Origin of the sequence: Mesorhizobium sp. M7D.F.Ca.US.004.03.1.1 (genome assembly GCF_003998635.1) — a bacterium.
Classification (GTDB): domain Bacteria; phylum Pseudomonadota; class Alphaproteobacteria; order Rhizobiales; family Rhizobiaceae; genus Mesorhizobium; species Mesorhizobium loti.
The window spans coordinates 1-11,751 of the sequence record NZ_RZQG01000091.1; the positions used below are offsets into that span (position 1 = coordinate 1).

The 11,751-nt window shown below is 60.8% G+C and carries 6 protein-coding genes and 3 pseudogenes; 5 read left to right on the forward strand and 4 right to left on the reverse strand.

Features of this window, described 5'->3' with window-relative positions; all coding sequences use genetic code 11:
- From EN935_RS08400 to EN935_RS08415, 4 genes are all read right to left on the reverse strand, one after another.
- A partial coding sequence (locus EN935_RS08400; RefSeq protein WP_164771048.1) for an E2 ligase fold family C protein occupies positions 1 to 365 on the reverse strand: 365 nt, incomplete at its 3' end.
- A gap of 3 nt (positions 366 to 368) precedes the next feature.
- Positions 369 to 755 carry a Mov34/MPN/PAD-1 family protein gene (locus tag EN935_RS08405; RefSeq protein WP_236383243.1) on the reverse strand — a complete coding sequence of 129 codons (387 nt, stop codon included), beginning with the start codon at positions 753 to 755 and terminating at the stop codon, positions 369 to 371.
- Positions 756 to 853: 98 nt separating this feature from the next.
- Positions 854 to 1,471, reverse strand: a complete 618-nt coding sequence (locus tag EN935_RS08410; protein WP_024505653.1) for a putative metal-binding protein — start codon at positions 1,469 to 1,471, stop codon at positions 854 to 856.
- Entirely contained in the window at positions 1,464 to 1,760 is a 297-nt protein-coding gene (locus tag EN935_RS08415) for a DUF2604 domain-containing protein (protein ID WP_024505654.1), read from the reverse strand. Before EN935_RS08415 ends, EN935_RS08410 begins: the two co-directional genes overlap by 8 nt.
- A gap of 902 nt (positions 1,761 to 2,662) precedes the next feature.
- Between EN935_RS08415 and EN935_RS08425 the strand changes: the two are divergent.
- The 5 genes and pseudogenes from EN935_RS08425 to EN935_RS08440 all read left to right on the forward strand — a co-directional run.
- Positions 2,663 to 3,556: pseudogene (locus tag EN935_RS08425) on the forward strand (hypothetical protein); the annotation flags it as partial.
- Between the two features lie 88 nt (positions 3,557 to 3,644).
- Positions 3,645 to 4,689 (forward strand): annotated as a pseudogene (fni, locus tag EN935_RS08430) (type 2 isopentenyl-diphosphate Delta-isomerase).
- An 86-nt stretch (positions 4,690 to 4,775) separates the two neighbouring features.
- Positions 4,776 to 5,007 (forward strand): annotated as a pseudogene (locus tag EN935_RS41935) (IS5/IS1182 family transposase); the annotation flags it as partial.
- Positions 5,008 to 5,674: 667 nt separating this feature from the next.
- Positions 5,675 to 7,981: a S9 family peptidase gene (locus EN935_RS08435; RefSeq protein WP_063169235.1), complete on the forward strand. Its 2,307-nt coding sequence runs from the start codon at positions 5,675 to 5,677 to the stop codon at positions 7,979 to 7,981.
- Positions 7,982 to 8,814: 833 nt separating this feature from the next.
- A partial coding sequence (locus EN935_RS08440) for a Ulp1 family isopeptidase (RefSeq protein WP_245488892.1) occupies positions 8,815 to 11,751 on the forward strand: 2,937 nt, incomplete at its 3' end.

The window sequence follows — 11,751 nt, forward strand, 5'->3', positions numbered from 1 at the left end:
AAAAAGATCGGGCACCGGAGTGATGGGCGCGTTACCCCTGCAACGACGCAGACGGTGGCAGACTTGCCGGAACGCCGGATGCCGACTTTTGGATTGATCGACTTTGCCAAGCGCTCCAGCGCTTGGGCTTGAGAGCTCGCCGCGCTGTCCAGCGGGAGTATCGCCAGAACCGGGTAGAGCCTAGCGAGCAATCTCACCGCAAGATCTAGTGTCGCCTGGCCTTCGGCGCAGGAAGCGGCCTGATGGTCGAAGGCGACTGCCACGACCTGCTTTTCAAGAGCTGCTTTGAAGTCTCCCAGATGAAAATCGGCCAGGACCTGAGATGCCGCCGTGGCGGCGCGATCGATGAAGTTAGCGAATGCCATTGTTCAACTCGATATCATGATCATTCGCGACAGTGCCGCGGGAGGGAGCGCATTCCATTTGGCCTTTTCGTCAAGCCGATAGGCGGCGACCCGAGCAAAATCGAAAGGCTCGCGGGCGAAATTCGGCACTACCAGCGACAGACACCCAACCGTGGTAGCAACCGCATAAGCGTCGTCCGTCGTCGAATGGTAGGCGCGGCCCGGATGGCTGTGAATCTGGGCCAAGAGTTTCAGGCCGCTTTTGTAGAGCCAGACATTGAGCCGGTGCAGTTCTTCGGCCGCAACGATCACGCAAACGCCATCGTTTGTCCGAATGTGACGCTGCGCCGGGATAACCGTCTCTGTTACGGCAAAGTGCCGCTCTTGCTGAACGCCGACCCAGAGCGCCATCCCCTCATTGCCCTCGCGACCAACTGAGCGCAGATGCCCATGCGTGGTCGAGATGCAGCCGCGCGGGAGAGTCACGATCGTTACATCTCTCAAACCAGTCATTCTTGTATCGCCTGAGGGGATACCACCATTCCTACGATTGTCGGTTGGAGTTGAATCTGCAACTGCTCTATAGGAACGATTCCGTACTTGATGATCTTGTCCAGGATGAAGGCCAAACAGCCTTCGCCAGAACCCCGATGAAGCAGCCATGGATCACCTGAATGGGCTGGATTGTCGTGGTATTCCCGGACGCCCGCCATGCACAGGAATGGTTCGTCCTCGGGACTGTTGGCCTGGATGAAGTCCGTCAGCGGCACGGCGTTCTGCTGGATGAGAGCTCCTATCATCTCCGGCGGCGTTCCGGGCAGCGGCGGACGTCTAAGCATTTTCAGGTATAGATCTTTCCGGGCAATCGGATGACGCGTAAACGGATCGACGAAGACCACGGACGGTGGTCTTAAGTCGTAGTCGGTGAAGTCGACCTCGCTCGCTGCGCTGACCACCCGTGGCTTTAACTTGGGGCTGGCGAAAATGAAGAAAGCGCGCGGAAAGGTCGCCTCGATCAAGAAGCAGCCCTGAGCCCGATAGACATCAGCATATGGCCGGAACCGGCCGATCTCCCGATCAAACTTCGCTCGGGAGACCTCCGGATCCACACTTTGGTGTTTAGGCACCTGCGACGCCCGCCTTCAGGCTGAGGAACAGGGTCACAGTATTCGGGAAACCGAAGTCGCCAAGCTTCTTGTCGACATCGAGCAAGTTGCCGGCCTCATCCTTGAATTCCCAATTCTCGGCTGGTTGGGCGACATTCTGCGTGTTCTCAAGGGCTTTGGTACGAATGACGTGAAGCGGCTGGTTGGGATTGGCTTCGACCTGCGTGGGCTGGCCGTTCACCACCACCGTGATCTCGATCTTGCCCGGTCCGCCGCCGTGATTATCGCCCTTACCCGAATCCTTCGACATTGTCCTACTCCTGTGGCTTGCCAACCGCCCCACGCCCTGGCGCCCACCTGCGAGTGAGACCGGCGGTCTTCAATCGTTCACCCGGCGCCACGGCCGCGAGTACGCGAAAGACAGGGGATAAGCTACCGAATCGGTGCTTGCCTTCTTTTATGGGTGACTTGAGCCGCAAGTAAATGGTCTCAAATTGCTCCTCACAACTATAATCGATTAGAGCAATGCAAAAATATTGGCGACACGCCTATTCATCTGCTCTCTCACTCGCCTGCTCCGTGCTTGGCAAGGGGAGCTTTGACTGCGTCACGCGTCCCCCAAGCAGCCGATTGCGCCGGCAGCGCCGTAGGAACCGTCGTTCAGAGTCTTCACCACTCAAGCAGCCGCATGGATGCAGCCGACGCTCGTCTCCACAAACAGCGCAAGTGGTGCCTTGTTGGATAAGGTCGCCTCGTCCCTGGTGCAGCATCTGTCGGAACGGGTCCGCTGCGAGACCATGCCTCATCATCGCGCATGCGCAGCAGCCGGCGGTCGATGCTCGTAAGGCGTTCTGCTCATTTCGTGGCGAAGGCGCTGCTCGACTCGCGGACATATGCGGGCACCGAGGCGGAGGCTGACCAGTCGGCGCCGCGTTCGCGGATGTCGCTTGCAATGTGCTCGCGTGCGTTTGCCGCCGGCGACCTTGCCGTCCTCGCCTGCTATGGCGAGCCGGCGCAAGCGGATTGCTCGATACTGCCGGCGAGGCTGCGGGCCGGTCCTAACGGCCGTTCACAAGAGCTTGCATCAGCAACTGGCAATCGGATCGATAACTTCGCGATCGCCGTTATGGCGCGGAGATGCGGTCTCGCCGGGTTGTGGCTGGCGCTTCGTTGTGGGCGGCGCGTCGTAGCCGAGGGAGCAGGGGCGGCGCCATGATCCAGACCGAACGCGCGCTGCAGCAGGTGCTTGAGTGGGGGCGTGCCCTGACCGGTTTCGCGGATGAGCATGCTGAGGAAGCGGTAAGGGGCGGCCAGTATATCCTGCAACGCATTCACCCGAGCCTGCGCGACACCAGCGCCCGCACCGGCCGCGATCCGCAGGACGAAACGCTGATCGTGGCGTTCTATCGCGAACTGGCGCTGCTGTTCTGGCTAGACGATTGCAACGACGTTGGCCTGATCGCGCCGGAGCAGCTCGCCGCCCTGGAGCAGGCGCTGGGGCACGGCGTACCGTGCGTGCTCTCCGGATTCGAGGGCTGCGCTCAGCTGCGCGCTTCGCTGGCTGCGCTCGCTTACGATCGTCACGACTATGCTCGGCTTCTCGACTATACCCGGTGCTACTGCGCGGCGCTGCGCGCCGGACACGCGCAGGCGGCAGGGGCGCGACGCTGGTCTTACGCCGAGTACCTGCACAACGGCATCGATTCGATCGCTTACGGGACCGTGTTCTGTTGCCTGTCGCTGCTGTGGGGGCTGGACATGGCGACCTTGCGCGCGCGTCCAGCGTTTCGCCAGGTCCTGCGGCTCATCTCAGTGATAGGGCGCCTGCAGAACGATCTGCATGGACGCGACAAGGACAGGTCGGCCGGCGATAACGCGGCGATCCTGCTTCTGCAGCGCTATCCGGCTATGCCTGTGGTTGAGTTCCTCAACGACGAGTTGGCCGGCCATACGCGCATGCTGCACCGGGTGATGGCGGAAGAATGCTTTCCCGCGCCGTGGGGACCGTTGATCGAGGCGATGGCGGCGATCCGCGCGCAGTACTACCAGACTTCGACCAGCCGCTATCGCAGCGACGCTGCAGGGGGAGGCCAGCGTGCGTCGGCCTGGACGCGCCGGAGGCGGCGGCTTGGGCGCGCTGCCGTCGGTTCGATCCGACGCAACGCCGTCGCCCGCTGCTACGGATGGAGCGAGCATGAGCGACACCGCCCTGAGCCGGGGAAGGACGAACATCTGGACATCGTGCTGGATCGGCGAACGGCGCCGGCCACGGTGGCCGCTGGCTGGGAGTACATCCATCTCGAACACTGCGCACTGCCCGAGTTGGACCTGACGCAGATCGACCTGCGCGCCTCGCTGCTGGGCAAGGCTATGCGCGCGCCGCTGCTGATCAGCTCTATGGCCGGCGGCATGCCACGGGCCGAGGCCATCAACCGGCATTTGAGCGAGGCAGCGCAAGCCTTGGGGATCGCCATGTGCGGTTCGCAGCGTGTGAGCCTGCAATCCCGCAACTCCCAGGGGCTAACGCGCGCGCTGCGCCGCCTGGCGCCAGACATTCCCTTGCTGGCCAATATCGGCGCCGCGCAACTGCGGGAGGCCGACGGCCTGGACCTGGCGCGTCGCGCGGTGGACGCGCTGGAGGCCGATGGGCTCATCGTCCATCTCAATCCGCTGCAGGAAGCGGTACAGCCGGAGGGCGACCGCGAACTGGCGCGGCGTCCTGGCGCTGATCGCTGGCGCCGCGCGCATCGTGGGCGTGCCGATGGTGGCCAAGGAAGTGGGGGCGGGCCTGTCCGCCTCGGTGCCTGTGCGCTCGTCGAGGCGGGCGTGGCGGTAATCGATGTCGCCGGCGCCGGCGGCACCAGTTGGGCCGCAGTGGAGGGCGAGCGCGCCCGCAATGCCGCCGACCGTGCAGTGGCGATGTCATTCGCCGATTGGGGGATTCCACCCTGACCAGCGTGCAGGCGGTGCGTCGGGCGCTGCCAACGGTGAAGCTGATCGCGTCGGGCGGGATCCGCGATGGCGTCGACGTGGCCAAGGCCATCCGCCTGGGCGCGGGCATCGCCGGGCAGGCGGCCAGCGTGCTGGGCGCGGCGACAGTGTCCACCGGGGCCGTTGTCGCGCATTTCGAGATCGTCATCCGCCAGTTGGCCGTCGCCTGCTTCTGCACGGGCTCGGCTGATCTGGCGGCGTTGCGTCAGGCGCGCTTGTTGCCCTCGTCGCATTTGTCCGCCGGTTGATGTCGGCGTCGTCCGCACGCTAACAGCAGGCTGCTGAAATACCTACGCCAAAGACAGACTATTGATCCCCCTGGCGAGACGGCTCGATTGACGGGAGCGATGTGTTCATGGAGCAGCTGTTCACGATGAAGCGGTTGGAAGATTTCGTTCCAGCCGGTCATCCTGGTGCCCGCACCGGCTGATGATCAATGGAGCGCTGGTGCGGCTAGACGGCATCCTTTCCGGCATGTACGCCTGCAGTGCCAAAGGCGGGCGCCCCAGCGTTGCGCCGGAGAAATTGCTGCGGGCCGTGTGTTGCAGGTGTTCTACAGCGTCCGTCGGAATTGATGCAGCAGGTGCTGCTGTGGCAAGGCCAAGACCCGGGAATGCCGTCAGCTTTGATCAGGCGCTTCGGGCCGTCGGAAACGCGCGAAGAGTCCGGCTTTCGAAAAAGGCCGAACGCCTCAGATAAAGCCAGAACTCCTTGGGTCACCATCAAACCAATTTGACGCCCCGGGACAATTTCGTCCGGCATTGTCCGGTGTGCGACGATGTTGGGGATGCGACATAGGCGGATTGCCGTGTATTTAAACCGCTTTTCCTTTGGCACGCATATTGCGCCCTATCGGTAAACCTCGTCATGGGCCGGCGGCAATCGCTCGGAGATTGTCGAAATAGCACAATGATTTCTGCCGGGGTGACATCCGGCCCGACTAGAGCAGGACCTTTCAGATGATGCAGAAAAGCAAGCGGCCATACTCGCGGGGAAATAGTCGCGTCAGGGCTGCATGGACGCTCTTTCCTGGTTGTTTCGGCGGCGGACGCCAACTCTTCAATCGGCACCCGAACCAGTGCCTGGATGTCCAAGGAGCGCCCCTGTTGCGCGTGCCTGGCTGCACCCGCGTGCTGGCTCTCCTCCAAGGCGACGCTTCGGCGCTGCTGCAGACCGGCGACGAGAACCCAACTTCAAAATTAGCATTCCGAAAACCGAAAGAAGTGAACAGGTATGTCCAGGATCGGCGCTTTGACGCGCGCCGCATGGCGATCGGCAACTCAGACGCTGGCCAAGGGTTCGAAAAGTTTACACCCGACGCTAGCGCCGGCCGATTTCAAGCGCGCACTTACGATCAACGATCGATATGGCGGGCTCACTGTCAATGTCCCCAAAATGCCTTTCTGGCTGACCGGGGGTGAAGCCTTCGTCTACCGCCGGACTAGCCACGGCGAGCAGCAGTTCATGCAGGTCGATGCTGCCACGGGTTTCAAGCGGCCCGCTTTCGATCAGGCGCGTCTGGCGGCAGCGCTAAACAAGGTGAGCCATGAGAGCTATCAAGCCGGCAATCTTCCGTTCGACCGTTTCGAACTGAGTGAGGATGGTCGCAGGCTCGACTTCCAGATTGAAGACACCCGGTGGAGCTGCGACCTTGCAAGCTATGACTGTACCAGCACCACATTCGATGCAAGGAAAGGGGACCGTAGGGAGCTCAGCCACCGCTACACGCCGCCAGCGGAGAACAACCCCGACAAGAGCAACGCGTCGCCCGACGGCAAATGGATCGCCTATATCAAGAACTGCAACGTTTTCCTGCGCAGCGAGGACGGATTGCAGGATGTTCCTCTGAGCCGGGACGGAGCCGAAGGCAATTGCTACGTCTTTTCGACGCTGAGCTGGTCGCCGGACTCGCGCCACCTCGCCGCTTACCTTGTTCGCCCCGGCTATAGGCGAGAGGTCCGCTACCTCAATTCTTCGACGGACCAGTTGGAGCGGGAATATTCAACAAAATTCTATCCCAGGCCGGGCGATGTCCTTCCGCTGCCCCAGCCAGTCCTGTTCGACATTGCCGGCCGGCGCCAGATCGTGATTGACGGTGCCCTCTTCTCGAACGTCTTCGAACTTTCCCCTCTCCGGTGGTGGGCGGACAGCCGCGGCTTCACTTTCGAATATAACCAGCGCGGGCATCAGCTTTATCGCCTGGTCGAGGTAGACGCCGCCTCGGGCCGCGGGCGCTCCCTGATCGATGAGACCAGCGAGACATTCGTTGATTATTTGCCGCTGGGGCATGGCCAGGAGGATGCCGGAAAAATCTTCCGTTACGATGTCGATGACGGGAAGGAGATCATCTGGGCATCAGAGCGCGACGGGTATGAGCATTTGTATCTTTTCAACGGCCGGACAGGCGCGCTCGAAAACCAGATCACGCGAGGTGAGTGGGTCGTCCGGAGGGTCAACCATGTCGATCCGGTCAAGCGTCAGATCTGGTTCGAGGCGAGCGGGATGAACTCGCAGGAGGACCCCTATTGGGTCCATGCTTACCGCATCGGCTTTGACGGCAAGGGACTGACTGCACTGACGCCCGAACCGGCCAACCACCATATCGAGTTCTCGCCTGACAGGCGCTATTATGTCGATCTCTGGTCACGCATCGATCTGCCCCCGCGCATGGCACTCTACCGCGCCAGCGACAATGCCAAGCTCCAGCAGATCGAGACGGCCGACATTTCTGAGCTCGTCGCCGCAGGCTGGCAGCCGCCGCTCAGTTTCCATTCCAAGGGGCGCGACGGCAAAACTGACATCTGGGGCGTGCTCCACCTGCCAGCCAACTTCGACCCGACGAAGAAATACCCGGTTGTGGAGAATATCTATGCTGGACCCCACGGCTCCTTCGTCCCAAAATCCTTCTCGCGGTGGACAGAGCCGCTCACGCAGCTGGGCTTCGTCGTTGCTCAGATCGACGGCATGGGCACCAACAACCGCTCCCGCGCCTTCCATGATGTTGCTTGGAAGAATCTGAAGGACGCAGGATTTCCCGATCGCATTCTGTGGCACAAGGCGGCGGCCGCGCAATATCCATGGTACGACATATCCAACGTCGGCATTTTTGGCGCATCCGCCGGCGGCCAGAGTGCAGTCAGCGCGCTGCTCTTTCACCCCGATTTCTACAAGGTCGCCGTCGCCAAAAACGGCTGCTTCGACAACAGGATAGACAAGACCTGGTGGAACGAACTTTGGATGGGGTGGCCGGTCGGCATTGAATATTCGCAATCCTCCGCCGTTGACAATGCTCACAGGCTGCAGGGCAAGCTGATGATCGCGGTCGGCGAAATGGATGATAATGTCGATCCGTTTTGCTCGTTCCAGCTTGCCGATCGACTCATCAAGGCAGGAAAAGATTTTGACATGGTCTACGTTCCTGGTGCCAATCACCATACTCTAGGCACCTACACCGAGCGCAAACTCCTAGACTTCTTCGTTCGCAACATTCTCGGTCAGACCCCGCCCGACTGGAACACCAAACCGATCGAGCTGGAATAGCTTGTGGCTCTTGCAATTGTTAGCTCGCCTTATCAGCTGTAATCAGGGCGAGGCGCGAGCAAATCTGCACCGAAGGACGATCGTGGAGTCTAGGACTTGCGCTGCGTATTGAGGATCGGCTCGCCGCGACGTTGGTCTGAGCAAACTGCTTGATAGGCACGCCTGCAGACCGCGTGTGTGCGATTGCAAGATCCCCTATCAGCCTGGTGTGAAGCGTTCAGGGGAAAAGCCGCACCCAACGCCGCTTCCGCTCGCCGTAACGCTACGGCGGTGCGGCCCACCGATCCGCTCGACGAGCATTGGAACACATAGGTCCCCGAACGGACGATTGCCTTGGCAATAGAAGACCCTCGTCGGTCATCGCCGCTGTGGGTGGCAGCCCGTCGGTCTGGAGCTGCCACGATTCTCATCCTCGCGTCACATATGAGCTGAAGCTTTCCGGATCGGGTATCCAATCGGCATCCAGTTGCTCGGCGATATGGTTGAATTCTGCCCTCAGGACAAGAGTGAGTAGAGCAGCCCCGCTACGAAAATCCCATCCTGGTTCGTTTGACGCATCGACTATTCAGATTGATTGGCGTGATACCCGGCGCGGCCGCAACACGCGAGGCCGTCAACCGCTGAGCAGAAAACCAGCCTTCGCCTTCCGCGGCGGCGGACCTCGTCAGCCTCTCGAAAGCTTGCCTGAGTAGGTTGCTCATGTGATCTGTGGAAGTGAGGATAGCGTGCACCCGTACAAACTAGACATTCATCGTGGCAGCTTGGCTGCAGGTGCAGCACGCCGTACCGCACGAGCAAGCGGACAGGCCGGCCAAGCCGGTTTTGAGCAGCACTTGGGCGAACTGCAGGCGGCGGACGAGTTGATGGGTGCGCTAGGCGAGGAGGTCCTCGTCAATGGCTCGCATGGTAAAGGTGAGTTGAGACCAACGAAGAGGCAGAGGATCCAAAGCAATCTGCAGCATGCTGTCACTGAGCGGCAACCAGGTGAGGTTGGCAACTCAGGCGCTCGCGTGATGATGCAACTCCCCACCGATCAGGTGGGTACATCGGAACGGGAGGCGCAACTTGTGATGCAGGGGGACGAGCACGAATACACCCCAGCACCGCATCTCGACGGGTCGATGCCCTCGACAGTGCAGCCGGATCGTCCAATTGTGGTCCCCGACGGTGCCGACAAGCGTCCTGTTTATTCCAACGATGCCACCGCCATCGAAGGGCTGAAGTCAGCACTCCTTGCGGGTAAAGCCAGGCCGGACACGGTCACTCGCAGCACAAATTCTCTTTTCGGCTTTAGTCGTTGGCTCTTTCAAAACAACAAGCCAGGGCTTGCTGCTCGGCTTTACCATCCGTCGCTGAGCCAGGATCTCGAGGAGTACGAGAGTAGGGGTGGTTCCTCCACCGTGGCTGGCGCACTGCGTCAATTGATGAAGTCGATGGGCGGAGCCGGCCCGATTGTGGGTCGCGCTGTCCTGAACCCCCATCCTGACGACGCCGCGCTCACCAGACATTTCAGATCCGCGAGCGGCTACGCAACTGCTCTTAACCATTTCAGTCATTACCTACGTCAAAATGACAAGCTCGGAATTGCGGGTCGCATTTACGATAAATCGCTGGATAAAGATGTTGAGAGCTACAAGGCCGCCTCCTCTAATGGTGGAGCTCCGATCGAATCTGCGCTGGTTTATCTCCGCAAGAACCCGCCGCGCGTTATACTCGGGAATCATCTGGAAAACGCGGTCAGCATGGAGGCTCGTCCCCGTGGCGACGCTGCTCAGCATACCGCACCACAGCAGGGATTCGATTGGCCAGAGGAGCTCCTGCCGGTAGGTTATAAGGAGGGCACCGATCTACCATTGTCTCTCGCCCCAACCGCGCACCAACACCAAGCGCCCGACTTTGGAGAGGCCGTCCCTCACTTGAACTGGCGCCACGGCGACCAGGGCGCCCCGGAGGAGCTGGTAGCTGCACGGGACAGGAGCAGCCCGCTGCCAAGCGAGGCGGTGCCACATAAATCTGGACGGGGACTCGCTACGCAGCCCAGATTGTGGGCGGAGAAATCCGCCTCGCCAGAGCTCTTTCGACGGCGGGCGGAGCAGGCTCTGCCGGCGTCCGCCAGAGGTGTGGAGACATCCTCCGCGGTTGATGAAGCCGCGCAGGCCGCTCGCCAAGCTTTGGCTTGGTTGCAGCAGGAGATGGAGGGGATCGAACCGATGCAGGATCCTCATGAGGTGGCTACACCGGAATGTGAGGCGCAGCTCGTCAGGCAGAGGGATGAGCACGAATCCACCCCAGCACCGCATCCCGGAGGTGGTGGGTCGATGCCCTCGACAGTGCAGCCGGATCGTCCAATTGTAGTCCCCGACGGTGCCGACAAGCGTCCTGTCTATTCCAACGATGCGACCGCTATCGAAGGGCTGAGGGCAGCATTCCACGCGGGTAAGGCCAAAGCGAACACGGTCACTTACAATGTAAATTCTCTTTTCGGCTTTAGTCGGTGGCTCCTTCAAAACAACAAGCCAGGGTTTGCTGCTCGGCTTTACCATTCGTCGCTGGATCAGGATCTCAAGGAGTACGAGAGTACGGGTGGTTCCTCCACCGTGGCTGGCGCACTGCGTTACCTCAAGAAGTCGACAGGCGGAGCCCCGATTATGGCTCGCCCTGTCGTGATCCCCTATCCTGACGATGCCGAGCTCATTAGAAATTACAGAGCCGCTTCGACCAAGGAGTACCTGGCAGCGCCTGCGACCGGACGGAATCCAGATACCGTGGGCGGCTATACAAATTTTCTTAGACATTTTAGTCAGTACCTGCGTCAAAATAACAAGCTTGGGATTGCGGCTCGGATTCACGACAAATCGCTGGATAAAGATGTTGAGAGCTTCAAGGCTGTCTCCTATGGTAATAGGCTAAGTATCAGTTCTGCATTGGCTCACCTCCGGGATATCCTGCCGCGCATTGTGCTCGGGCGCGAAACTGTCCTTTCTGCTCATCCGGCAGACGCAGTCACCAGGCGCGTTGGGGCCGCTGCTGAAGCTGGGCCAGCGGCACCGGCAAGAGCTCCCCAACCCGCCTCGCCAGCAACCGCTAGGCTGCCAGGCACCTACCGCGGCCTTCCACTGGTTGATGTGACCACACTGACTACCAGTTCCTCTGGGGCTCAGATCGGGGCGCTCGATCCGACAGCCCCGTCCAACGTTGCAACGGGGCGGGTGCTCGGCGCCGCCGAATGGCTGAGCGACGCCCATATCCAGAGAGATTACAATTTGCTGGAGGGGCAACTGCAGGGGATCAATCCGGCGCTCGCTGCCCGGACTCGGCTGGTGGATCCTTCCGTATCCCATCTACTGCGACACACGTCGCCGCAAGACGCTCGAGGCATATTGCAGTCCATCTATAATCAAAACAACGCCACAGCCGACTTCCTGTTCTTGCCAGTGAATAATGGCACGGCTACTAGCCCCGGCACCCATTGGTCGCTGCTGCTCGTTGATCGCCGCGACCCGGAAAGGCGGTTCGCCTATCACTACGACTCCCTCCAGCGAGAGGGATATAACGACGTGCCTGCAAAACAGCTCGCAGGACTGCTGAATGCCACCTTGGCGCCAGCCCCCATGGCCAGACAGACGAACCATTATGATTGCGGCGTATTTGTCCTGGAGGGCACGTGGGCGCTGGTTGAACGATTGGTGAAAGGGCAGCGGCCAGACCACGAGCCGCTGCCCCTCGACAACCTCGTTGCCGATCGGCAGGCGCTGCAAGACCGGCTAAGG